The sequence below is a fragment of the Klebsiella sp. CTHL.F3a genome (assembly GCF_019890895.1).
Classification (GTDB): domain Bacteria; phylum Pseudomonadota; class Gammaproteobacteria; order Enterobacterales; family Enterobacteriaceae; genus Klebsiella; species Klebsiella grimontii.
In genome coordinates this window covers 223,571-247,087 of the sequence record NZ_CP082360.1, presented here as the reverse complement: position 1 = coordinate 247,087, position 23,517 = coordinate 223,571, and the positions used below count along the sequence as shown (strand labels likewise).

Here is a 23,517-nt window from a genome sequence, read left to right as displayed (position 1 = left end):
TTTGCTGATATACCCTAAATAATTCGAGTTGCAGGAAGGCAGTGACGCAGGGAATCCCCTGGAGCTTGACTTCCGTAAGTGACAGGGGTGAGCGACAAATCTGTCCGGAACAGATTGCAGGGCGAGGCTCATGGATGAGCCGAGTAACAAAACTAACGCACATGCAACTTGAAGTATGACGGGTATAAAACGCTGACCGCCGCCGCCATCCCGGCCAGCATATCCAGACCAGACGTATGACCATACCCGGCAACCGCAGGAAAATTAACCGCAGGCGTCGCCATCAGCGCTAACAAATGCTGGCTATAGCGCCCCTGACACGCATGTCCCAGCATTTCCCGACTGATATCCGTGGTAGCTAACAACAGCGGGGGAATAGCCCGGCGCAGCAAGGAGAGCCGGGGATGTTGCCAGTTCTCCATGACCAGCAATACGCCCACCAGGAAATCATCGCCTGAGGGCGTTAGCCCCTCCCCGCGCCCAATCAGAAAACGCAGCAGGGGAACGACATCACCTTCACCATTCGTCAGCCAGCGGGTAAAGCGTTGATAGACATCAGCCAGCGCGGGCTCTTGCTGCAAGGCCAGCCGAATACCATTGCAGGGTTGCCCTGCGAGGAAAACAGATAATGCGCTGGCGAAACGCCGTAAATTCGCGGCGTTTCCGGCAGAAATAAGCTGCGTGGAGACAGGAGTCGAACCGAGCATCGACACATCGCCCCCGCGGGGCAAACAGGCCACGCTCGTCCCGGCGATAAAACGGAGTCGCAAATCGTCGACGTCGACAATGATACCGTTGGGGGCCAGCGGCATTTCGCGGGTTTGCACAACCCAGAGTTCGCCATTCGGCATGAGCAGATTACAGGCGTGGGTGAAGACCGAGTGCACGCGCCCCGCTTGGCCAGAAGTCAGCCTGGCGCAATGTTTTAGTGCATTCAAAGCCATACGTTAACCTTATTTCCCGAGGGGGTTCACACTTTTGCACATCCATTTTCGCCCCCTTGACCGACCGGCTGATCTCCCCTGTTCGCCGTAATCCCCACGGCATCAGGACCCCAGCCATTTTGCCTTGCCGATATGGATTTATCCCTCATATTTTTTGAGGGATAAGCAGAAAACCTTTCTGCGCAGCCATCGCGTTCTGTCCATACACTGCTAGTGTAGTCATAGCTAACAAGGGATCGTTTATGCGTACTATTCAAGCTCAACCTTTTGATTTCACGTTTGATCCTGCCAGCACTGCGCTGGTCATCATCGATATGCAACGCGACTTTGTCGAACCCGCCGGTTTTGGCGAGGTGCTGGGTAATGACGTCTCGCATCTGCGCCGGACTATCGCGCCATGCCGTCAACTGCTGGAACAAGCCCGAGCCTCAGGGTTATTTATTATTCACACCCGCGAAGGCCATCGCGCGGATATGGCGGACTGTCCTCCAGCGAAAAAAACACGCGGCGGGAAAACATTTATCGGCGAATCCGGCCCGATGGGGCGTATTTTAATTCGTGGCGAACAAGGGCACGATATCATCCCGGAGCTCACGCCACTCCCCGGTGAACCGATTATCGATAAACCCGGCAAGGGAGCATTTTACGCCACCGACCTGGGGCTGATTCTGCAAACTCGCGGCATTAAATCACTGATTATCTGCGGCGTGACCACGGAAGTGTGCGTGCAAACCACGGCCAGAGAAGCCAACGACAGAGGCTACGAGCTGGTCATCCCGGAAGACTGCTGCGCCTCCTACTTTCCAGAATTCCACCGCGCCGCGCTCGACATGATGAAAGCCCAGGGCGCCATCGTCGGCTGGGTCAGCGATTCAGCCAGCATTATCGGCGCGCTGCAAAACTAATTTTTCGACAACTGGTAATAACCCCATTCCGCCACATCTGTGGCGGTGGCCTCTTATTGCCCGAGGACAGGAAATGACTCTGCATTACCACTGCTTCCCAAACCTGTATAAAGATTCCGTTTCTCTGATGCAGGTTTCCGCAAAACTCAATGCTTTAGAGGGCGTTGAGCAAGCTTCTGTCGCCATGGCGACGGCGGCCAATATCGAACGCATGCGCGATGCGGGAATGCCCATTACGCTTGAGGCCCGACCTAACGATCTGCTTATTGCCCTGCTGGCCGATGACGAAACGGCAAAACAGGCGCTGACGCTGGCGGGTGAGTTACTGAGCCCTCCAGCCGCAACGGAAAACACCGAAGGTACAACCCGACGCCCGGCCACCAGCATCGCCGCAGGTGTGGGAGCGTCCGCGCAGGCTAATCTGGCGCTGATTTCGGTTCCCGGCAGCTACGCCGCCGCCGAAGCGCTTAAAGCCCTGAGCGCCGGGCTGCACGTGATGCTCTTTAGCGATAACGTCCAGGAAGAACAGGAAGCGGCCATTAAGCAGTATGCCCGCGAGCATAACCTGCTGGTGATGGGGCCGGACTGCGGTACCGCCATCATCAACGGAATGCCGCTGGGATTCGCCAACGTAGTCCGCCGCGGAGCGATTGGTCTGGTTGCCGCTTCCGGTACCGGCTTACAGGAAGTGAGCTGCCGCATTCACCACCTCGGTGAAGGTGTTTCGCAAGCTATCGGCACCGGCGGTCGCGATCTGCACGAAGAGATTGGTGGTCTGAGCATGCTGCAAGGGATCGCCATGCTGGCGGACGATCCCGAAACGCAGCTCATTGCGCTGATCTCCAAACCACCGTCACCCGCCATCATGGAAAAAGTGCTGGAATCCGCCCGTCAGTGTGGCAAACCGGTTGTAGCCCATTTCCTCGGGACAAGCGAGGCGACGCTGCTGACGTATGGCATCATCCCAGCCCACAGTCTGCAGCATGCCGCGGATATCGCGGTCGCCACGCTGCGGGGAGAAACGGCCCCCGCCAGCCATTCCTTACCTGAAGCCTTACGGCAGCAAGCGGTGCAATCGATTCGCGAGATGACCGCGGAGCAAACCGACATTCGCGGCGTTTTCGCGGGCGGGACTTTCTGCTACGAAGCCCAGCTCGCGCTCCAGGCGGCAGGACTGTCCTGTGAATCCAATGCCCCTGTAACGGGCGCACGGGCGCTGCAGGATAAACATCATGGTCACGGCCACAGTCTGGTGGATATGGGCGATGATGAGTTCACCCAGGGACGCCCGCATCCGATGATTGACCCGGAACTGCGTAACGCGCGCCTGCTGTCGGAAGCGCTGGACCCGCGCACCGCCGTCCTGCTATTCGACATCGTGCTGGGCTATGGCGCCAGCGCCGAGCCGTGCAGCGCCCTGCTGCCCATTATCGAAGAAATTCAGCGCATTGAAGCCGCTGAACAGCGCCATATTGTCTTGCTTGCTCATGTCTGCGGCACGGATACCGATCCCCAGGACAGAGCGCAGCAGATCACGCTGCTGCAAAGCGCTGGCGTCCTGGTGGCTGACAGCAATATCGAGGCCGCTCGCCTGGCGGCATTTATCGCGCAACAACGGAAATAAACTATGACGACCTTATTTCAACAACCGCTTTCGGTTATCAATCTCGGACTGGAAAGTTTTGCTGATAATCTGCGCGAAGCCGGTGGCGAAGTGCTTCATCTGCAATGGCAACCCGTGGCGCAGGGTGATGAACAGGCGGGCTGGACGCTGGCGACCCTGCTGGCCGACGAGCGTATAAAAGCCGCTAACGAACAGGCGCTACAGCGCTATCTTGATGCCCAACCGGTACTGGTCGATGTCGCCAAAGCCAGCGAGGCAATCTCCGGCCTGAACGGCGTACGCAAAATTCTTCATGCCGGGCCACCGATCGCCTGGAGCGATATGTGCGGCCCGATGCAGGGCGCGATTGCTGGCGCGATTGTTTTTGAAGGCTGGGCCAGCAGCACGGAAGAAGCAATGCAAATGGCGGCGACGGGGCTGGTCGATCTCGAACCGTGCCATCATCACCACGCCACCGGGCCGATGGCAGGGATTATCAGTCCTTCCATGCCGGTGTGGATTGTAGAAAACCGCACTCACGGCAATCGCGCGTTTTGTAACTTCAACGAGGGACTCGGTAAAGTTCTGCGTTTCGGGGCCAATAACGAGGATGTGCTGAGCCGCCTGACCTGGATGGGGAACGTGCTGGCTCCTGCATTGAAGCAGGCGCTGGCGCTCAGCGGCGAAATAGAGCTCAAACCGCTGATTGCCCAGGCGCTGCATATGGGTGATGAGTGCCATAACCGCAACGCGGCAGCGAGCGGGCTGTTCTTTAAACGCCTGGCGCCGCATCTGGCGCGTATTCAACACGGCCCGGAAGCGCTGGAGTTTATCGCCGCCAACGACCATTTCTTCCTTAATCTTTCGATGGCTGCCTGTAAATCAATGCTGGATGCCGCCTGTGATGTGCCGCACAGCTCGCTGGTTACGGTAATGGCGCGCAACGGTGTCAACTTCGGCATTCGCCTCTCTGGTACCGGTGAACGCTGGTTCCAGGCCCCGGCTAATCCCGTCGATGGCCTGTTCTTCCCTGGCTACGGTATCGACGATGCGGCGGCCGATTTAGGCGACTCGGCAATTACCGAAACCGCCGGGATCGGCGGATTTGCCATGGCAGCCTCCCCGGCCATCGTTAAATTCGTCGGCGGCACGCCAGCCGATGCCGTCCGTCATAGCCTGACGATGCAGGAAATCACGCTCGCCACCCATCCGGCGTTCACGCTGCCCGCGCTGAACTTTGCCGGTAGCGGCTGCGGTATCGATGCCCGCTACGTGGTTGATCGCAATATTCTCCCGGTCATCAACACCGGGATTGCGCATAAACGCGCGGGCGTAGGGCAGATCGGTGCCGGGATCACCACTGCGCCGCTGGCCTGCTTTACCGCCGCGCTTCGCGCGCTGGCAGAAGGAGCTGACCATGAAAAAAAATAAAGTCGCCGTCGTCGCCGTCGGCGGTAATGCATTGATCCGCAACCCCGGAGAAAATGCGCTGGAACAGCAGTACGAAGCGGTAAAAGCCACTGCTGAAAATGTGGTTGATCTGATTGCCGCAGGCTGGCGCGTGGTGGTGACGCACGGTAATGGTCCGCAGGTGGGTTTTATCCTGCGCCGTAGCGAAATCGCCAAAGACGCCGTTCCTGCGGTGCCGCTGGAGTACGCGGTCGGCGATACCCAGGGCGCAATTGGTTTTATGTTCCAGAACGCGCTGAATAACGCATTGACCTTACGCGGTCTTGATAGCGTCAGCGCCGTCGCGCTGGTGACGCAAACGTTAATAGACCCAAACGATACCGCCTTCAGCCATCCTGATAAGCCTATCGGCGACTATATGACTCTGGAAACGGCGGAGACGCTGGCGGCGGCTCAGGGCTGGGATATCGCAGAAGATTCGGGCCGCGGCTGGCGACGCGTCGTGGCATCACCGGCACCAAAAGAAGTCATCGAAACGCCGGTTATTCGCACCCTGCTTGAGCAAAATGTCTTAGTCATTGCCTGCGGAGGCGGCGGTATTCCAGTCTGGCGCGATACGTCTGGCAAGCTTATTGCCGCCCAGGCGGTCATTGATAAAGACCGCGCATCGGCGCTGCTGGCCTGCGAATTGCAGGCGGACATGCTGCTGATTCCGACCGGCGTAGAGCAAGTCGCCATCAACTTTGGCACACCGGAGCAGCGCTGGCTCGATACTTTAACGTTAGCTGAAGCGCAGGCCATGCTGCAAAGCGGTCAGTTCGGAGCCGGCAGCATGGCGCCAAAAGTCGAAGCCATGCTGACCTTCCTGCGATGTAATCCTGCGGGGGTTGGGCTGATTACCAATCCGGAAACCATCGTTCGCGCCATTGACGGTAACGGTGGAACCCGGTTTACCGGTTAAGTTTACGCCGCCATGCGCACGGCGAATGGCGGCCCTATATTCAGGTATAAATAAGGATAAATACGATGTCAGATAGCAAAATCCTGCTTGCGGTTAACGGCACGCTAATGCGCGGCCTGAAGCTAAACCCCAACATGCTTGCCGTTAATGCCGAATTCGTTCGTGAGGATAAAACGGCCCCCTGCTACCGCTGTTGGAGCATCAACGACGATCATCCCGGAATGATTCGTTCACCGGATAACGGCGCAAAAATCGCGCTCGAAATCTGGGCGGTTCCTCCTGCCGGACTGGGGAATATTCTGCAAAAAGAACCTGCCGGACTCTGTATCGGCAAAGTGTTACTGGACGACGGTAGTGAAGTGTTGGGCGTTCTGGCGGAATCCTGGCTGGTGGAAGGCCAGCCGGAGATCACTGACCTCGGCGGTTGGCGGGCATACACCGGCCACCACATGACTGAATAACTTCAGGAGAAGGATTATGGGGCAAGGAAAACTCACATTTCGTCCACCGCTATGGGTGACGGGCGATCTCAACGCTTTTTTCGGACTGTTTACCAACGTATTACTGAACGTGCTGGTCCTGTCAGGCCTCGCGCTGTACGTCGCGCAAATCCCGGCGACCACCGTTTATGGCCGCATCCTACCAGCGTTAGGTATCGCGCTGCCGCTGGGTAATCTGTTTTACGCCTGGCTTGCCTGGCGGATGGCAAAACGCGAGGGTCGCGACACGGTGACCGCCCTGCCATACGGGCCAAGCGTACCGCACATGTTCATCGTGGTGTTCGTTGTCATGCTGCCAACGCTGCTTATCCATAAAGACTGGATGCTGGCGTGGAAGCTCGGGCTTATCTGGGCAATGATTGTCGGCCTTATTGTGCTGGCAGGCGTGCTGGTTGGCCCGGCGATTCGTAAATATACGCCGCGCGCCGCAATGCTGGGGACGCTGGCGGGGATTGCGATTGCGTTTATCGCCATGCGCCCGGCGTATCAGATGTTTGATACCGCCTGGATTGGCATTGTCTGCTTCGCCATTATCCTGCTCAACTGGGTCGGTAACGTGCGGCTGCCGTTCGGTCTGCCGGGCGGGCTGGCGGTGGTTCTGGTGGGTTGCCTGCTGGGCTGGGGCGCGACCTGGCTTGGCTTTAGCGACATTATGAATCCGGCGGAAGTCAAAGAGGCCGCGGGGCGTTTCTCGCTCTATTTACCCACGCTTTCTACTGATGTCTTTAACGTCCCGATGAGCCTGGTCTGGCCACTGCTGGTGACGGCGATCCCGTTAGGGATTTTCAACTTTACCGAAATCCTCAATAACGTCGAATCCGCCGCAGTAGGAGGCGACAGCTACAACCTGCGCGCGGTACTGGCGGCTGACGGGCTGGGCGCGATTGTCGGCGCATTGTTGGGTTCGCCGTTTCCACCTGCGGTTTATATCGGCCATCCGGGCTGGAAAGCGATGGGCGGGCGCATTGGTTATTCGCTGGCAACCGGTGTTTGTATGGCCATCGTCTGCTTCCTGGGCCTCACCGCGCTGCTGCTCTCCATCATCCCACTGGTGGCAATCGTACCTATTCTGCTGTTTATCGGTCTGGTCATTGGCGCTCAGGCGTTCCAGGTGTCGCCGAAACGCCACGCTCCGGCGATCGTGTTGGCGCTGGTACCGAATATCGCCGAATGGGCGAAGAGCCAGGTCGATGGTGCGCTGGCGGCGGCCGGCGCGAATACCGTCAACCTCCCGGCTGACGTCGTTAATACGATGGCCAACAACGGTGTGCTGTATCACGGTATGGCAACCACCGGGGGCGGTGCGGTGTTGGCGGGGTTAATGATGGGGGCGATTGCCGCGTTCATTATCGACCGGCGCTTTAACTGGGCGGCGCTTTATGCCGCAGCAGCCACCGTCCTGTCGTTCTTCGGCTTTATTCACGGCCATCAGATGGCGTTTAACGCTTCACCGACGGTGACGTTTGGCTATGGCGTTGCCACGCTGTTCCTGACCTTTATGGCCTGGCGACAGGTTAAGGAAGAAGGAAAAGTCGACTGGTCGCCAATTGATAATGGCGATGAGGTGGTACATTAAGTCATAAACCGCCGCTGCCGGGATTTTCCCCGGCTTGCGGCGTAACACCTTAGCCGGGCTACGGGAACGCAGGCGTCTGTGAACCCGTAGCCCCGGTAAGCGTTAGCGCCACCGGGGAAGACAATACCTGATTATCAGCTCAGCGGTTTCTCGCCGTTTTGATCCTGGTCGACGGCAAAGCAGGCCACCAGCTGGCCGCCGTAATCCTTCAGCTGCGGCTGAAGCTGAGTGCATGGGCCAAAGCGGCGACGGCAGCGGGCGTTAAACGCGCAGCCCGGCGGCGGATTCAGCGGGCTCGGCAGCTCGCCGGTCAGCTTGATGCGCTCGCGGCGGTCATCCGGGTTCAGGCGCGGCGTTGCCGACAGCAGTGCCTGAGTGTAAGGATGCTGCGGGTTGTTGAAGATTTGATCCTTCGACCCTTTTTCCACGCAGCGGCCTAAGTACATCACCATCACTTCATCTGCGATGTGCTCCACGACCGACAGATCGTGGGAGATAAAGACGTAAGAAAGCCCCAGATCCTGCTGCAGATCCATCATCAGGTTCAGCACCTGCGCGCGCACCGAAACGTCCAGCGCGGAGACCGGTTCGTCAGCGATTACAACGTCCGGGTCAAGCATCAGACCACGGGCGATGGCGATACGCTGACGCTGGCCGCCGGAGAACATATGCGGATAGCGGTCGTAGTGTTCCGTTTTCAGGCCCACTTTGGCCATCATCGCCAGCGCTTTCTCCCGGCGCTGCTCCTTACTTAAGCTGGTGTTGATCTGCAGCGGCTCTTCCAGAATTTGCCCCACCTTTTTGCGCGGGTTCAGCGAACCGTAGGGGTTCTGGAACACAATCTGGATTTTCTGCCGGCGCAGCTTTTGCGCCTGCGGATCGTGCTTAAGCAGATCCTGCCCCTGATAATAGAGCTCGCCGCCAGTGGGGATTTCAATCATCGTCAGCAGACGGCCGAGCGTCGATTTACCACAGCCGGATTCCCCCACCACCGCCAGCGTTTTACCGCGTTCAAGAGTAAACGAGACGCCGTCCAGCGCTTTGACCAGGCGTTCCGGCGCAAATAGCCCCTTCTTCACCGGATAGTATTTCTTCAGATCGGTGGCCAGCAACAGAGGCTGTTGCGTGGTGGCCTCATGCGTACTCATAGCCCTGGCCTCCCGGCATCATCAAGTGGGTAATGACATTTTGACTGACGACCGCCGTTAAGCAGGTTCAGTTCAGGTTCTTCACTGCGGCATTTGTCTGTTGCATACGGGCAGCGCGGGTTGAGCAGGCAGCCGCTCGGACGGTCGTATTTGCCCGGCACCACGCCCGGCAGCGAGGCGAGGCGCGCTTTATCCTGAGCGAACTCCGGCAGCGCGCGCAGCAGCGCCTGCGTATAGGGGTGGCGAGGCGCGCGGAAGATATCCTTCGCATCGCCGGTTTCCACTACCTGGCCGGCGTACATGACGATGATTTTGTGCGCCGCTTCGGCCACCAGCGCCAGATCGTGAGTGATCAGGATCAGCGCCATATTCTCTTTCTGCTGCAGCTCCAGCAGCAGCTCGATGATCTGCGCCTGAATGGTCACATCCAGCGCCGTCGTCGGTTCATCGGCGATCAGCAGCTTTGGCCGACAGGCAATCGCCATCGCGATCATCACACGCTGGCTCATGCCGCCGGAGAGCTGGTGCGGATAGACATCGAGACGCGAAGCCGGGTCGGGGATCCCCACCAGCGTCAGCAAGTCAATCGCCCGTTGAATACGCGTTTTCTTATTACCGCCCTGGTGGACCTTGATGGCTTCCATAATCTGGTAGCCGACGGTATAGCACGGATTCAGACTGGTCATCGGGTCCTGGAAGATCATCGCCACTTCCGCGCCCACCAGCTGGCGGCGCTCTTTTTCGGAAATGCGCTTCAGGTCGCGACCGTTAAACTCCAGCTTTTCAGCCATCACCCGGCCGGGGTAGTCAATCAGCCCCATAATCGCCAGCGAACTGACCGATTTGCCCGAGCCGGACTCGCCGACAATACCGACCACTTCGCCCTGGTTTACGCTGTAGCTTACGCGGTCTACGGCGCGGAACGGCGTCCCTTCGTCGCCGAAGTGCACCGAGAGTTTATCTACATTTAATAACGCCATCTCGAACCTCTTACTGCTTCAGTTTGGGATCGAGCGCGTCACGCAGACCGTCACCCATCAGGTTAAATGCCAGCACCGTCAGCAGGATAGCGACACCCGGAAAGGTGACGACCCACCAGGCGCTCTGCGCGAACTGCAACACGTCGGAGAGCATCGTGCCCCACTCCGGTGTCGGCGGCTGCGCACCCATGCCAAGGAAGCCAAGAGCGGCCATATCGAGAATGGCGTTAGAGAAGCCCAGCGACGCCTGAACAATCAGCGGCGCAAGGCAGTTGGGAAGAATGTTGATGAACATCTGACGCATAGCCCCTGCGCCCGCCACCCGAGAAGCGGTCACGTAGTCGCGGTTGACTTCCACCAGCACCGCGGCGCGGGTCAGACGCACGTAGTGCGGCAGGGCGACAAAGGTTAGCGCCAGCGAGGCGTTGACGATGGATGGGCCAAAGATGGCCACCAGCACCAGCGCCAGCAGCAGGCTTGGCAGGGCCAGCATAATATCGACAACGCGCATAATGACCGAGTCAACCACGCCGCCAAAATAGCCAGCAATCAGGCCGAGTACCACGCCGAGGATCAGCGACAGCACCACCACCAGACAACCAACCAGCAGCGACAGGCGCGCGCCGTACATCAGGCGCGACAGGATATCGCGGCCGACGTCATCGGTGCCGAGCAGGTGGGTCACGCTGCCGCCTTCCTGCCAGAACGGCGGAGCCAACAGCGCGTCGCGGAACTGGTCCGCCGGGTTATAGGGCGCGATGAAATTGGCGAAGACGGCGATGATAATCATCACCGCGACGTAGGCCAGCCCCACAACGGCGCCTTTGTTGCGTTTAAAATAGTGCCAGAACTCCTGCAAAGGGGTCATTGGCACCGGTGCGGCGACAACTTTATTTTCAGTAACTTGTGACATGATGGCCCCTTACTTCTTATGCCGGATACGCGGGTTCACCACGCCGTACAACAGGTCGACCAGCAGGTTGACGAGAATAATCATCGTCGCCACCAGCAGCACCCCGCCCTGCACCACCGGATAGTCGCGGCGCTGCAGCGCATCAATCAGCCAGCGGCCAAGACCCGGCCAGGAGAAGATGGTTTCGGTCAGGATGGCCCCCGCCAGCAGCGTACCGACCTGCAGGCCGATAACCGTGACCACCGGCAGCATCGCGTTACGTAAAGCATGAACGACGATCACCCGCATCCGCGTCAGGCCTTTCGCGCGCGCGGTACGGATATAATCCTCGCCCAGCACTTCCAGCATCGACGAACGAGTCATACGCACGATCACCGCCAGGGGAATCGTCCCCAGCACCACGGCGGGCAGGATCATATGCATCACCGCATCAATAAAGTCGCCCGGCTCGCCCCAAATCGCGGTATCGATCAGCATAAATCCGGTCAGCGGCAGGGTATCGTCAAGGAAGACGGTATCGCTGATACGCCCGGAAACCGGCGTCAGGTTAAGCTGTACCGACACCAGCATGATCAGCATCATCCCCCACCAGAAGATAGGCATGGAATAGCCGGTCAGCGCGAGGCCCACTGAGGTGTGGTCGAAGATAGAGCCGCGTTTGACCGCCGCCAGCACACCCACCGGGATCCCGACGATGATGGCAAAAATCATCGCGCAGACGCCCAGCTCCATGGTGGCCTTAAAGCGCGGTACGAACTCTTCCCAGACGGGAATACGGCTTTTCAGCGAGATGCCCAAATCACCGTGCATCACGCCCCAAATATAGTTGACGTACTGCTGCCACATTGGCTTATCGAGGCCCATTTCGGCCAGCAGCTGCGCGTGACGTTCAGGGGAAATACCACGTTCGCCCGCCATAATCATCACCGGATCGCCGGGGATCATATGAACGAAGGCAAAAGTGAGAAGGGTAATACCGATAAATGTTGGGATGACAAGTCCCAAACGTCGGAGAATGAACTGCAACATAACCCGGATTCTCTCTGGAGACGACCCGCCTGGTGACAGGACGTCTGTATTGCTCACAAATGTCAATTCCCTCCCCCCAAGGCGGGGAGAGGGGAAACACGCTGTTATTATTCGATAGAGACGTTATCGAAGTGGTGTTTACCTAATGGATCGACCACGTAGCCTTTGACTTCTTTACGCACCGGCTCATAGACGGTGGAGTGAGCGACGATCAGCGCCGGAGCCTGATCGTGCATCACGACCTGAGCCTGTTTGTACAGCTCAATGCGTTTGTTGTGGTCATCGGTGGCGCGAGCCGGCTGAATCAGATCTTCAAACGGTTTGTAGCACCAGCGGGAGTAGTTAGAACCGTCTTTTGCCGCCGCGCAGCTGAACAGGGTGGCGAAGAAGTTATCCGGATCCCCGTTGTCGCCGGTCCAGCCCATCATGACGGTCTGGTGTTCGCCCGCTTTCGCGCGCTTGAGGTATTCACCCCACTCGTAGGTCACGATCTTGGCCTGGACGCCGACTTTCGCCCAGTCAGCCTGAATCATCTCAGCCATACGGCGCGCGTTCGGGTTATACGGACGCTGTACCGGCATCGCCCACAGGTCGATGGTGAAGCCTTTTTCCAGGCCTGCTTCTTTCAGCAGCGCTTTCGCTTTCTCTGGATCGTAGGTGTAGTCTTTAACGTCGTCGTTATAGCCCCACATGGTCGGCGGGATCAGGTTCTTCGCGGCCTGGCCTGCGCCCTGGTAAACGGCTTTGATAATCGCTTCTTTGTTAACCGCGTAGGTCAGCGCCTGGCGAACTTTGACATCATCCAGCGGCTTCTTCTCGGTGTTGAAAGAGAGGTAGCCGACGTTCAGGCCCGGCTGCTCCAGCAGAGTGATGTTCTTGTCTTGTTTCATGCGCGCGATGTCTGCCGGGTTCGGGTACGGCATAATCTGGCATTCGTTTTTCTGCAGCTTAGCGTAGCGCACGGAAGCATCAGGGGTGATGGAGAAGACCAGGCGATCGATTTTCGGCTTGGTGCCCCAATAGCCCGGGAAGGCTTTATAGAGAATACGGGAGTCTTTCTGATACTGCAGCAGTTGGAACGGGCCGGTACCGATTGGGTTGAGGTCCACTTTTTCCGGCGTACCGGCTTTCAGCATGTTGTCGGCATACTCTTTTGACAGAATAGAGGCGAAGTCCATAGCGAGATCGGCAAGGAACGGCGATTCCGGACGGGTCAGCACGAACTGGACGGTATTATCGTCCACTTTCTTCACTTCGCTAATCAGGTCAGGTAACCCCATGCCTTCAAAGTATTCATAGCTGCCGCCAGACACTTTATGGTACGGGTTGTTGGTATTTTTTTGTCTGTCGAATGAGAAGACAACGTCATCGGCGTTCAGCGTGCGGGTCGGTTTAAAATCTTTGTTATCCTGCCACTTCACGTCTTTACGCAGATGGAAAGTATAGGTTTTCCCGTCTTCGCTAACTTCCCATTTTTCAGCCAGGCCCGGAATGACTTCCGTGGTGCCGGTTTTGAATTCTACCAGGCGGTTATAAATCGGCACTGAGCTGGCGTCATAGGTGGTACCAGAAGTGAAGAGCTGCGGGTTAAAGCCTTCCGGCGAACCTTCTGAACAATAAACCAGGGTCTTCGCTTGTACGCTTGCTGCGACGGTCATGGCAACCAGGCTCAGACCAAGCTTCAGCATCCCTGATTTTTTCAAGGAAATACTCATTATTCTGCTCCAAATGTGATGTTGTTTGCATATATCCGCCAGACCTTTATTTATTTTTATTCGTCATATTTCGAACTACGGATGCGTTGGCTGCGCTCGATAGCCCCAGTCACATAGTCATCTATGCTCCTGGGGATTCTCAAGCTTGCCGCCTTCCCGCAGCTCGAACTATTTAGAATATACCCGGTCCGGTCGGTGGTGCCCGAAAGCGTTGAGAGAGATGGGGATTCCTTTCACAAAAACGACTGAGTTGCAGTACGGATTCTCCATGAAATGCCCCTCATGCCCTACAATCTGTCAACAGAATGGGGAAACGTCAATACAGCCAACCAGGTTTTACATCCGGGGTGAGAATCGGCAGGCAAAGATTAAAAAAAGTGCAAAGCGCTATTTCCAGCAGAGAAATTTATGCTAGCGGCCAGTATACAGAATAAACGCCTTAATATTTTCCGGTAGCCAGTGATAAGCAATTATGGCAAATGGTAAAAATTTCTTGCGATGTGACCAATATGTGAGCGATAAATAGCGTGAACGTTAAAACGCACAGCGGAAAATGCTGAAGTTATCCATAAGCTTCGCGAAAAAAGATCGGAGTATATATAAAAAAATACAATGGAAGATGTCACAAAACAGGGAATTGGCGCCAGGAAATGAGGGTGGAGGCGTTTTTTTACACTCTTAGCAAGCAGCGTATTTTCCCGGAGGCGATGCTGCGCATCTGTCCGGGCTACCGGCCCGCAGACAACGGTGAACCCGTAGCCCCCCCCCCGGTAAGGCGTCAGCCGCCACCGGGGAGCCGAGCGCAGAGTCGCTGAAATTCCCGGAGGCGGTGCTGGGCGCCTTTACCGGCGACAGACGCAAAAAAGCCTGCTCGTTGAGCAGGCTTTTTGAATTTGGTCGGTGATAGAGGATAACTCGCCACTCCGTGGCTCGCCCTGCGGGCCGTTGCTGACGCAACGTTCTCTCGCTCCGCTCGAGTCGAACCTCTACCCCCGGAGGTTCTCATCCTCATAAAGCGCAGATGCAAAAAAGCCTGCTCGTTGAGCAGGCTTTTTGAATTTGGTCGGTGATAGAGGATAACTCGCCACTCCGTGGCTCGCCCTGCGGGCCGTTGCTGACGCAACGTTCTCTCGCTCCGCTCGAGTCGAACCTCTACCCCCGGAGGTTCTCATCCTCATAAAGCGCAGATGCAAAAAAGCCTGCTCGTTGAGCAGGCTTTTTGAATTTGGTCGGTGATAGAGGATTCGAACCTCCGACCCCTTCGTCCCGAACGAAGTGCGCTACCAGGCTGCGCCAATCACCGAATGCGGGCGCATCTTACTGCTGCGATACACACCCGTCAATGCCTTATTATGAAAAAGTCGCTCAAGCGGCGAGAAACTCGCCACTCTGCTACTCCTTCTTCGCCGCAGCGTCAGGAACGTGGCACCAGTTGTTATATTGGTTAATCCCGCCGTCCGGCGAGGTATAGCCAAGACAGCCCATAATGGTGTCATAGAGCTCTACGTGACGACGCGGTACCTTCATTGCCGCCTGCTGCTTCAGGCGCGCAAAGGAGGCTGCGTGGTCAGGCGACTCCAGATACTTATCGGACATCCACACCAGCATCGGCACGCGGAACTGCTCCGGCGGCGCCATCTTGCGCGGCGTCCCGTGCAGGTGTTCGCGCTCGTTGATGGACTCGCCGTGGTCGGCTGCATAGAAAACAATCGCCTTCTTATCCCGCAGTTGATCCAGCACGCTAACGATAAAGTGATCGACGTAAGTCACGCTGTTATCGTATGAGTTAATCAGCTCAGCCTTCGAGCATTTATTATCGACGCCAACGCACTCCGGCTTCCATTGGGCAAAGCTGCGCGGATAGCGCTGGGTATAGTTAAAGTGCGATCCTTTGGTATGCAGAATAATCAGGTGCTTACCATTGGGATTCTTCGCCAGCCCGCGCTTCATTTCATCTACCAGCAGCATGTCGTCAACGCTCTTGCCGCGGTTACTCGGCTCAGCGCCAATCTGCTCGCGATAGGCGATATTGTTCGCCATTGTGTTGCTGTAGAACCACATCTCGCTCTGCATGGCGTACAGATTGCCGGTAAAGCCGAGCTGGTGGAGGACGGCAAAGACGTTCTGTTCTTTCAGCGTCCGCTGCGGGTTATCATCCGCCCCGCCCTGACGAACGAACATACAGCGCAGCGACAGCTTAGTCGCGGTATCGCAGGAGTATCCGCGGAAAGCGACCAGGTTTTTCTCCTGCGCCAGCTTAGGCGTGGTATTGCGGTTATAGCCCAGGATGCCCATATGGTCCCAGCGGGTGGTTTCGCCGATGATAAACACCACATAAGTGTCATCCAGCCCTTGCGGCGCAACGTAGGTAAATTTTTTCGCTGGATTGATCAGAGATTTATTATCGGAAGACTCATCCACCTGCGCCCATGCGTAAAGACCCAGCGCTGAAAGCCAGTTAGACGGCAGGTAGGAATTAGCCACCACCCCGCCATAGCTTGGCAGATCGACTTCGGAACTGCGCTCGAAGTTCTTCTGGCGAACCTCCAGCAGACGAATTGGCCCCCAAACCATCAGGCCAGCCAGCAGCACGATGGTAATATTCTTCATCCGCTGGCCGGGCGTACGAATTTGACGCAGCAGCGTGAAGCGGCAGCGGTTGCTCCAGATAAGCACCAGCGGCAGCGCGCTCATCAGCACCAGCCAGAGAATCAGGTGCCAGCCGATAACTTCTCTGGACAAGTCGATGTCAGTAGTCATCACCGAGGCAATAATCCCGTAGCCGATCACCACGTTCAGGAAGGTCATGTAATAGCTGGCGGCGGCGGAGAATAGTACGACGATGGTCGCGAGGATGCGCCAGACCCGGCGGCCAAACAGCGACAAAATACGCAGCAGAAAGAAGGTGACCAGAAAGGTCCCAATCAGCTCAACTGCACCGGAGAGTCCTTTCCAGATGGTAAACTCCTGAGCGTACCCTTCGAAGCGGCGGAAGAATACGGCAGCGTTCATAAACCAGCCGATGTACAGCGCCAGCCAGATACTGAGCTTCAGCTGCGTCATCGTTTTAATGTATTTCATGCAAAAAACCTGGAAAACGAAGAGATAAAACCGCCCGACTTAAGCGATATAAGTAAGCAGGTTAATAAAGTGCGTTTAGCTTGGTTATAAGAAACCTCTACAAAGCGCGATAAGTAGACCACAGCGGAAGGAAAAAGTATCAGGAGGGAATGTGATCCAACCAAACATTTACAAAACATTTGGTTGGATTGGCACTATTAGCTTAGGTAATTAACCATCGGGGCCGTAATAACGCCCGGTTTCAGGCATGAGCCTGGTGGTAAATTTCACTTTTCGGCTGGCGAATCGTTGTCGAAAGCGCCAGGGAAAGAATCAGCAGCGCAAAAATGACGCAGAAGGTCACGTAGAAACCGCCGAACAGGGAAGCAATCAGCGAACCGCAGATGCTGCCGATACCGAAACCGAGATAAATCACACCGTAGTTTTTCGCCAGGTTATTGAGGCCAAAGAACTCGCTGACCAGCGACGGGAAGACGGTAATCGTGCCGCCGAAGTTAAAGGCCACGCAGGCGATGGCGGCGAAGAAAGTCGTGGCGTTCAGCGGAGCGAACAGCAGCGCCGCCATACCGATAAGCGAAACGACCTGTCCGATGGTAATCACCCGGATGCGCGACATTTTATCCGACAGAATGCCCAGAACCAGACGGCCGCTCAGGTTAGCGATGGAAATCACCGTCACCGCGTTGGCTGCCGTCGCCACATCGAGATGCACCATTCCCTGGGCAATATCTTTCGCTACGCCAATCACGTACAGGCCGCTCATGCAGGCGGTCAGGAACATCACCGCCAGCATCCAGTACTGAGGTTTACGCATCGATTCGGCGAGGGTGAAGTCGTTTTCGACCACGCCATTGTTCGCGGAGACGGTGTGGTTCGGCGCGTCTGTCATCAGCGTCGCGCCGAAAACGATCATCACCAGCACGATAGCGCCCCAGATAATAAAGGTTTTTTCCAGACCGACCGTCGCCAGCAGATGGGAATCAATAAACTTGAAACCCAGGCTGCCAAGCCCGTAAGAACCGATAGAGAAAGCAGAAATCAACCCCTTACGTTCCGGGAACCATTTGACGCAGTTCGACAGCGTCAGCAGATAGCCGGCGCCGTCGGCAAGCCCGACCAGAAGGCCCGCGCTAAGCCACAGCATCATCAGGCTGTTTGAATGCGCGGTCAGGAAGAATCCGAGGCCCAGCAAGACGCCGGACGCCATGGTGACGCGTTTGACGCCGAAACGTTCCTGTAATTTGCCCGCCACGGATGAGGAGAGCGCCAGGCCAAGGCTTAACAGGCCGAATGAGAACGCCACCTGGCTGACCGGTTCGTCCAGCTTGGTGGAAAGCGAACTATTGAACAAACTCCATGTATAAACCGATCCCAGCGCAAATTGCGTAATGATAGTGCCAAGCAGCGTAAGCCAGCGGGTGTATTGACGGTTTGCAGCGTTCATAGCAGTTGTCCTGGATAATTAACTGCCGCCACCATAACGAAGTCCCCTTTAAGTCTGGGGAAAAAAGGCATGAACTGCCGTCACCGCGGAATGAAATGCACTAAAGGCGGAATGAATGACAGTGAAAAACATTCACGCCTTAAATTTTCATTGAAAAGTTAGTACCTGCCACCGCCAGAAGATGCGTCATTACTGTAATTATGAAGTAAATTAAACGTATCAAATATGCTACATAATTAGCCTAAATAATTAGAATTGCAGCCAACGCATCTCCAGCTTGAAGCATGACGAATAAATTAAAAATTGGCGCTCACGCCCATTAAATAGAGATAGTTTGCCCCGTTGGGCAAGTTGTCCGCCTGCGACAACGCCGCCCAGGCGGCAAGATGAGAGTTGAGCGACATATCGGCGCCAAAGGTCACGTCCCGCCAGGCACCGTCCTGCGTGCGATTCTGTCCGCCGGCATCAGCCGTGAATCCCTGGTTATAGCTCACCTGGGCCCACGGATGTACGCCCCATAGCTTCTGATAATCTACCCGCCAGCCCAGCGTATTCACGTAGCCGGTTCCGGCCGTATTGCGGGTCAGCGGCGGCGACGTCAGATCGGAATGTAAACTGGCGACCGGGCCGGACGTCATACCCTCGGTCAGAGAGAAATTCCAGCCGACGCTCATACCGCGTGCGCTATCCACTGGAGAGACCGCCTGATTAAACGCCAGTCCGGAAGGATCGTCGGACGCATTTATCCGCTCCGCGAGAATATCTTCATAGCGCGGTTGGTGATCGCTGTCCCATGTATAGCGTTCCGCAGTATTACTTTTTGTATCGATAGCGATATATTCCTGTTGCCAGGCATTCGCACCGGCAACACACGACGCCCAGACGGATACATACGCCGGGACCAGGAATACCCGGAGGCCATTGCATTTCTTTATTATCATTAATGCGACTCCAAAAAGAGCCGAAACGGCAAGGTTGCTGTGTTTTTTTATGGGGTATCCTATCCCTGTTTTGGGGATAATAACCCTGTATTAACTATTATCTTTATCTTACAGCCGTCAAGTTGCCCGGCTGATTTTTATGACAAAAGGGAGAGACAGATGCAACGTTGCGGATGGGTCAGTCAGGATCCTTTATACATTGAGTACCACGATAACGAGTGGGGCGTTGCTGAAAAAAATCCCCGCAAGCTGTTTGAGATGATTTGTCTCGAGGGCCAGCAGGCCGGGCTATCGTGGATCACCGTACTGAAAAAGCGTGAAAACTACCGCAGCGCCTTTCATCAGTTTGACCCGGTTCGCGTCGCGGCGATGGGCGAAGAAGATGTTGAACGTCTGGTGCTCGATGCCGGTATTATTCGCCATCGCGGGAAAATTCAGGCCATCATCGGCAACGCCCGGGCCTTTCTGGCGATGGAGGAAAATGGCGAGCCTTTCGCAGATTTCGTCTGGTCATTCGTCGATAATCATCCCCAGGTGACTACCGCCGCCGCGCTGGCGGAGATCCCGACAACCACTCCGGCTTCTGATGCGCTGTCAAAAGCGCTGAAAAAACGGGGCTTTAAGTTTGTCGGCTCAACGATCTGCTACTCCTTTATGCAGGCCTGCGGTCTGGTCAATGACCACGTTACCGGCTGTTTCTGTCGCTCAGGAGGCCAGGATGATTCGCAATTGGGACGCTAACGAAACCGGCCCGCTGCTTGAGCTATGGCTGGAGAGTACGATCCACGCCCACCCATTTATCGCCGAAAGCTACTGGCATGACAGTCTGGCGATAGTGCGCGACGTTTACCTGCCCTCCGCCCAAACCTGGGTATGGGAGCAGGAAGGCGTGCTGAAGGGTTTTATCAGCGTGATGGAGTCACGCTTCATCGGCGCGCTGTTCGTCGCACCGGATGCAGCCAGACAGGGTATCGGCAGCGCGCTGATTGGCGAAGTCAAAAAACACTACGGTTGGCTAACCCTTGAGGTATACCAGAAAAACGTTCAGGCGGTGAATTTCTACCATGCGCAAGGCTTCCGTATTGAAGACTGCGCATGGCAGGATGAAACCCAGCATCCGACCTGGATTATGCATTGGTCGGCGGATCAAATGCCGTCAGCGTAAGCTCGGGCCCGATATATTTTTCCAGCCACGCCAGCGCCGTATTTCCGGCGCAGCCGTTGCCCAGCCGCGATGTCGGAATATCTTTGGTCAGCACGTTCACCGCACCGTTTTTGCAGATCCCCGCCTGAGGGTCGAGATCGGGCCATGCTCCTTCATGCAAGCAGATAACCCCAGGACGAATACCGTCAGTCACTACCGCGCCGGCCAGCACCTGGCCGCGTGAATTCCATACCCGCACCAGATCGCCATCGGCGATATTACGCGCCTGCGCATCGCGCGGATGAATGGTTAATGGTTCACGGCCCGCCACCGCGTAGCGTTCGCGTAGCGACGTATGGTTGAGCTGGCTGTGGAGGCGGTGCGCCGGATGCGCTGACAGCACCTGAAGCTGACCTTCCTGCGCATTGCCATGCCACTCGTCCGGTTCCAGCCACATCGGATGCGGCGGGCAATCCGGATAGGCATACCCGGCGATGGTCGGTGAGTGAATCTCAATTTTACCGCTAGCGGTTTTCAGCGGGTTCGCCTGCGGATCGGCCCTGAAGGCGGCAAAACGGGCGAAGCGCGCGTTTTCGGGGCTCTCCGGCATTTCAATCAGCTGATTATCCTGCCAGAACTGGGCGAACGGCGGCAGCGTAACCTGATGCTGCGCCCCGCGCTGGGCGGCAATCTGGTAAAACGTCTCCAGCCACTGCAGATCGTTTTTACCCTCGGTGAAGCGCTCCCGCCCGCCCGCTTCCCAGCGCTCGCTGAGGTCGGCGAAGACCTCGAAATCATCGCGCGCTTCATCGCGCGGCGCGACCACCCGCTTCATCGGCACCAGATGCTGGTTGCTGTAATCCCCGGTCATGGTCATATCATTGCGTTCAAACGAGGTTGTCGCGGGCAGGACGATATCGGCATGGCGCGCCGCCGCGGTCCAGAAGCATTCTGAAATCACGATAAGCTCCGGTTTTTGCCAGGCGCGGATCAGCCGGTTGGTGTCCTGATGGTGGGTAAAGTTGGCGCCGCCCGCCCACCAGATAAAGCGAATATCCGGGAAGCTACGATCCATCCCGTTATGTTGATAAGCGGCGCCGGGGTTCTCCAGCGCTTCAACGATGCGCGCGACCGGAATTTTCGCTACCGCGTCGGTACCGCCCGCCACGCTACCCTGCATTGAGGCCAGCACTGCCGCACGCCGCGTAGGGTTGCCGCCGTTAGCAAAGTGATAGGAAAGGCCAAAACCCCCGCCTTCAGTGCCGATCTGGCCGAGCATGGCCGCAAGGGTCACCAGCATCCAGTGTTTTTGTTCGCCAAACTGCTGGCGCTGCATGCCCCAGCCGGACATCAGCATGGTAGTGTTTTCGTGGAAAAGTTTTGCCAGTTCGCGAATTTTATCCGCGCTAACGCCGCAGATCGCCGCCGCCCATTCCGCCGTTTTTGCCGTTCCGTCGCTCTCGCCGGCCAGATAGCGGGCGAAAACGTCATAGCCGCTGGTGCAACGGGCCAAAAATTGGTCATCCTGCCAGCCGTTTTCCACCAGCGTATGGGCGATACCAAGCATCAGGGCGACGTCGGTGCCCATATGCGGGGCGATCCACTCCGCCGCATCTCCAAAGAATTCCGCCGTTTCCGATCGCATCGGATCGATGCAGATCACCCGCTTCCCGCTCTGGCGCAGACGGTCGAACCATGGGATACCCTGTTCGTCGGAAGCGTTCCAGGCGATTTTTAACGTATTTAAGGGGTTAGCGCTCCACAGCACCACCACATCGCTATGTTCCAGCACCATTGGCCAGCTGGTCTGCTGCTGATAAACCTCATTGTTGCCAACCACGTACGGCATGATCGCCTGAGCCGCGCCGGTGGAATAATCGCCCAGATGCCCGGTATAGCCGCCCGCCAGGCTCATATAGCGCTGGAGCAGCGTCGCCGCTTTGTGCAGCACGCCGTTTGAGCGCCAGCCGTAGGAACCCGCAAAAATCGACGCCGGGCCGTAGCTTTCGCGAATTCGGCGATGCTGGGCGTGAATCAGATCCAGCGCCCGATCCCAGCTTACCCGCACAAACTCATCCTGCCCGCGCACGCCCTGCGGGCTTTCAGGCGAGGCGAGAAATCCCTTACGTACCATCGGGTACCGTACGCGGGTTTTGCTATGCACCTGATCGCGTACGGCGCTTTGCAGCGAGTTGGCGAAAGGGGTATCAAGCGCCCCCCGCGATGAGATGACGTTCTCGCCATCGGTTTCGACCAGCATTGGCCCCCAGTGGGCTGCGGTGAGGATAGTTTTGGTGGCGGATGAGGTTGGCAATGCGGGCTCCTGGTCAGCGATAGCAGGTGTGGTGACGGCACGTTATTCAGCCGTTCAATGTTATTTACAAATTGAGATGCTCTCTGCGGAATTTTCTCCGGTTTCGCGCGTCATAATCAACCGTCACGGTCGCTGTGGCAAAGAATAAAAAGGATTAAGGAAATAAGATGAAAAAACGCGTACTCATGATTGCGGCTGTCGTTAGCGGCGCACTGGCTATTTCTGGCTGTACCACCAACCCCTACACCGGGGAGCGCGAAGCGGGTAAATCCGGGATCGGCGCGGGCATTGGGTCGTTAGTCGGCGCAGGCGTAGGGGTGCTCTCTTCCTCCAAACATGACCGCGGCAAAGGCGCGCTGATCGGCGCGGCGGCCGGCGCGGCGCTGGGCGGCGGCATTGGTTACTATATGGACGTGCAGGAAGCGAAGCTGCGCGAGAAAATGCAGGGAACCGGCGTAAGCGTGACGCGAAATGGCGACAATATCGTGCTGAACATGCCAAACAATGTGACCTTCGACAGCAGCAGCGCCAATCTGAAACCGGCGGGCGCCAATACCCTGACCGGGGTAGCGATGGTGCTAAAAGAGTATGAGAAAACCGCCGTTAACGTGGTTGGCTACACCGACAGCACCGGCAGCCAGGATCTGAATATGCGCCTCTCTCAGCAGCGCGCGGAGAGCGTCGCCAGCGCGCTTATCACCCAGGGCGTAGCGGCTAACCGCATCCGCACTACCGGCATGGGCCCGGCGAACCCGATCGCCAGCAACAGCACCGCGGAAGGCAAAGCGCAGAACCGCCGCGTTGAAATTACCCTCAGCCCGCTGCAGTAATGCCCTCTTTGCCCGGCGACTCGCCGGGCAAAATGCTTGATATAGCGAATTTTCGCGCTAAGGTGTGTGCAGATTTCAG

At 56.9% G+C, this 23,517-nt stretch carries 19 protein-coding genes, 1 tRNA gene and 2 other RNA genes; 9 read left to right on the top strand and 13 right to left on the bottom strand.

What is annotated here, in order from left to right; translation table 11 throughout:
* Window positions 1-152 precede the first annotated feature (152 nt).
* Complete coding sequence (locus K7H21_RS01160) at window positions 153-944, bottom strand: oxamate carbamoyltransferase subunit AllH family protein (RefSeq protein ID WP_087828560.1); 792 nt, start codon at window positions 942-944, stop codon at window positions 153-155.
* Between the two features lie 242 nt (window positions 945-1,186).
* On the opposite strand from K7H21_RS01160, the gene K7H21_RS01155 reads away from it, so the two are divergent.
* The 6 genes from K7H21_RS01155 (at window position 1,187) to K7H21_RS01130 (ending at window position 7,899) form a co-directional block, all read left to right on the top strand.
* The gene (locus tag K7H21_RS01155) at window positions 1,187-1,849 is read left to right on the top strand and encodes a cysteine hydrolase family protein (RefSeq protein ID WP_004126364.1); all 663 of its coding nucleotides are present in this window, start codon (window positions 1,187-1,189) and stop codon (window positions 1,847-1,849) included.
* A gap of 73 nt (window positions 1,850-1,922) precedes the next feature.
* Complete coding sequence (fdrA, locus tag K7H21_RS01150; RefSeq protein ID WP_049113789.1) at window positions 1,923-3,473, top strand: acyl-CoA synthetase FdrA; 1,551 nt, start codon at window positions 1,923-1,925, stop codon at window positions 3,471-3,473.
* Between the two features lie 3 nt (window positions 3,474-3,476).
* The gene (locus K7H21_RS01145; RefSeq protein WP_142445853.1) at window positions 3,477-4,883 is read left to right on the top strand and encodes a YlbE family protein; all 1,407 of its coding nucleotides are present in this window, start codon (window positions 3,477-3,479) and stop codon (window positions 4,881-4,883) included.
* Window positions 4,870-5,823, top strand: a complete 954-nt coding sequence (locus K7H21_RS01140) for a carbamate kinase (protein WP_142445854.1) — start codon at window positions 4,870-4,872, stop codon at window positions 5,821-5,823. The genes K7H21_RS01145 and K7H21_RS01140 overlap by 14 nt, the downstream gene beginning before the upstream one ends.
* Before the next feature lie 65 nt (window positions 5,824-5,888).
* Window positions 5,889-6,284 (top strand): allophanate hydrolase-related protein, encoded by a 396-nt coding sequence (locus K7H21_RS01135; protein WP_004126376.1) that lies wholly within the window; start codon window positions 5,889-5,891, stop codon window positions 6,282-6,284.
* Between the two features lie 16 nt (window positions 6,285-6,300).
* On the top strand, window positions 6,301-7,899 hold the full coding sequence (locus tag K7H21_RS01130; RefSeq protein WP_004126379.1) for a hypothetical protein: 1,599 nt from the start codon (window positions 6,301-6,303) through the stop codon (window positions 7,897-7,899).
* A gap of 134 nt (window positions 7,900-8,033) precedes the next feature.
* Here K7H21_RS01130 and dppF read toward each other — a convergent pair whose 3' ends face one another.
* The 11 genes from dppF to K7H21_RS01075 form a co-directional block, all read right to left on the bottom strand.
* Entirely contained in the window at window positions 8,034-9,047 is a 1,014-nt protein-coding gene (gene dppF, locus K7H21_RS01125; protein ID WP_004126382.1) for a dipeptide ABC transporter ATP-binding subunit DppF, read from the bottom strand.
* On the bottom strand, window positions 9,044-10,027 hold the full coding sequence (gene dppD, locus K7H21_RS01120; RefSeq protein WP_004126385.1) for a dipeptide ABC transporter ATP-binding protein: 984 nt from the start codon (window positions 10,025-10,027) through the stop codon (window positions 9,044-9,046). Before dppD ends, dppF begins: the two co-directional genes overlap by 4 nt.
* 10 nt (window positions 10,028-10,037) lie before the next feature.
* Window positions 10,038-10,940, bottom strand: a complete 903-nt coding sequence (gene dppC / locus K7H21_RS01115) for a dipeptide ABC transporter permease DppC (protein WP_004126388.1) — start codon at window positions 10,938-10,940, stop codon at window positions 10,038-10,040.
* 9 nt (window positions 10,941-10,949) lie between these two features.
* Window positions 10,950-11,969, bottom strand: a complete 1,020-nt coding sequence (gene dppB, locus K7H21_RS01110; protein ID WP_004126390.1) for a dipeptide ABC transporter permease DppB — start codon at window positions 11,967-11,969, stop codon at window positions 10,950-10,952.
* Between the two features lie 107 nt (window positions 11,970-12,076).
* Window positions 12,077-13,684, bottom strand: coding sequence for a dipeptide ABC transporter periplasmic-binding protein DppA (gene dppA, locus K7H21_RS01105; protein WP_049113785.1), 1,608 nt, complete (start codon window positions 13,682-13,684; stop codon window positions 12,077-12,079).
* An 894-nt stretch (window positions 13,685-14,578) separates the two neighbouring features.
* A non-coding RNA gene (locus K7H21_RS01100) (RtT sRNA) lies at window positions 14,579-14,710 on the bottom strand.
* Window positions 14,711-14,744: 34 nt separating this feature from the next.
* Window positions 14,745-14,876, bottom strand: a non-coding RNA gene (locus K7H21_RS01095) — RtT sRNA.
* 34 nt (window positions 14,877-14,910) lie between these two features.
* Window positions 14,911-14,987, bottom strand: a tRNA-Pro gene (locus tag K7H21_RS01090).
* An 89-nt stretch (window positions 14,988-15,076) separates the two neighbouring features.
* Complete coding sequence (gene eptB, locus K7H21_RS01085; RefSeq protein ID WP_004126395.1) at window positions 15,077-16,765, bottom strand: kdo(2)-lipid A phosphoethanolamine 7''-transferase; 1,689 nt, start codon at window positions 16,763-16,765, stop codon at window positions 15,077-15,079.
* Between the two features lie 241 nt (window positions 16,766-17,006).
* On the bottom strand, window positions 17,007-18,209 hold the full coding sequence (locus tag K7H21_RS01080; protein ID WP_004126398.1) for an L-lactate MFS transporter: 1,203 nt from the start codon (window positions 18,207-18,209) through the stop codon (window positions 17,007-17,009).
* A gap of 296 nt (window positions 18,210-18,505) precedes the next feature.
* Entirely contained in the window at window positions 18,506-19,150 is a 645-nt protein-coding gene (locus K7H21_RS01075; RefSeq protein ID WP_004126401.1) for a hypothetical protein, read from the bottom strand.
* A 159-nt stretch (window positions 19,151-19,309) separates the two neighbouring features.
* Here K7H21_RS01075 and tag point away from each other — a divergent pair, with 159 nt between their 5' ends.
* Entirely contained in the window at window positions 19,310-19,891 is a 582-nt protein-coding gene (gene tag, locus K7H21_RS01070) for a DNA-3-methyladenine glycosylase I (protein WP_004126404.1), read from the top strand.
* Entirely contained in the window at window positions 19,869-20,315 is a 447-nt protein-coding gene (locus tag K7H21_RS01065; RefSeq protein ID WP_004126407.1) for an N-acetyltransferase, read from the top strand. Before tag ends, K7H21_RS01065 begins: the two co-directional genes overlap by 23 nt.
* On the opposite strand, the gene K7H21_RS01060 is transcribed toward K7H21_RS01065, so the two are convergent.
* Window positions 20,278-22,608, bottom strand: a complete 2,331-nt coding sequence (locus tag K7H21_RS01060; RefSeq protein WP_004126411.1) for a molybdopterin guanine dinucleotide-containing S/N-oxide reductase — start codon at window positions 22,606-22,608, stop codon at window positions 20,278-20,280. The genes K7H21_RS01065 and K7H21_RS01060 overlap by 38 nt on opposite strands.
* Window positions 22,609-22,775: 167 nt before the next feature.
* On the opposite strand from K7H21_RS01060, the gene K7H21_RS01055 reads away from it, so the two are divergent.
* A complete protein-coding gene (locus tag K7H21_RS01055; RefSeq protein ID WP_004126414.1) occupies window positions 22,776-23,438 on the top strand; it encodes an OmpA family lipoprotein in 663 nt (220 codons plus the stop codon).
* The last annotated feature ends 79 nt before the right edge of the window (window positions 23,439-23,517 follow it).

Bases quoted from the DNA above. Each gene is read 5' to 3' on its own strand.
- K7H21_RS01160 (WP_087828560.1), bottom strand. From the start codon at position 944: ATGGCTTTGAATGCACTAAAACATTGCGCCAGGCTGACTTCTGGCCAA.
- K7H21_RS01155 (WP_004126364.1), top strand. From the start codon at position 1,187: ATGCGTACTATTCAAGCTCAACCTTTTGATTTCACGTTTGATCCTGCC.
- fdrA (WP_049113789.1), top strand. From the start codon at position 1,923: ATGACTCTGCATTACCACTGCTTCCCAAACCTGTATAAAGATTCCGTT.
- K7H21_RS01145 (WP_142445853.1), top strand. From the start codon at position 3,477: ATGACGACCTTATTTCAACAACCGCTTTCGGTTATCAATCTCGGACTG.
- K7H21_RS01140 (WP_142445854.1), top strand. From the start codon at position 4,870: ATGAAAAAAAATAAAGTCGCCGTCGTCGCCGTCGGCGGTAATGCATTG.
- K7H21_RS01135 (WP_004126376.1), top strand. From the start codon at position 5,889: ATGTCAGATAGCAAAATCCTGCTTGCGGTTAACGGCACGCTAATGCGC.
- K7H21_RS01130 (WP_004126379.1), top strand. From the start codon at position 6,301: ATGGGGCAAGGAAAACTCACATTTCGTCCACCGCTATGGGTGACGGGC.
- dppF (WP_004126382.1), bottom strand. From the start codon at position 9,047: ATGAGTACGCATGAGGCCACCACGCAACAGCCTCTGTTGCTGGCCACC.
- dppD (WP_004126385.1), bottom strand. From the start codon at position 10,027: ATGGCGTTATTAAATGTAGATAAACTCTCGGTGCACTTCGGCGACGAA.
- dppC (WP_004126388.1), bottom strand. From the start codon at position 10,940: ATGTCACAAGTTACTGAAAATAAAGTTGTCGCCGCACCGGTGCCAATG.
- dppB (WP_004126390.1), bottom strand. From the start codon at position 11,969: ATGTTGCAGTTCATTCTCCGACGTTTGGGACTTGTCATCCCAACATTT.
- dppA (WP_049113785.1), bottom strand. From the start codon at position 13,684: ATGAGTATTTCCTTGAAAAAATCAGGGATGCTGAAGCTTGGTCTGAGC.
- eptB (WP_004126395.1), bottom strand. From the start codon at position 16,765: ATGAAATACATTAAAACGATGACGCAGCTGAAGCTCAGTATCTGGCTG.
- K7H21_RS01080 (WP_004126398.1), bottom strand. From the start codon at position 18,209: ATGAACGCTGCAAACCGTCAATACACCCGCTGGCTTACGCTGCTTGGC.
- K7H21_RS01075 (WP_004126401.1), bottom strand. From the start codon at position 19,150: ATGATAATAAAGAAATGCAATGGCCTCCGGGTATTCCTGGTCCCGGCG.
- tag (WP_004126404.1), top strand. From the start codon at position 19,310: ATGCAACGTTGCGGATGGGTCAGTCAGGATCCTTTATACATTGAGTAC.
- K7H21_RS01065 (WP_004126407.1), top strand. From the start codon at position 19,869: ATGATTCGCAATTGGGACGCTAACGAAACCGGCCCGCTGCTTGAGCTA.
- K7H21_RS01055 (WP_004126414.1), top strand. From the start codon at position 22,776: ATGAAAAAACGCGTACTCATGATTGCGGCTGTCGTTAGCGGCGCACTG.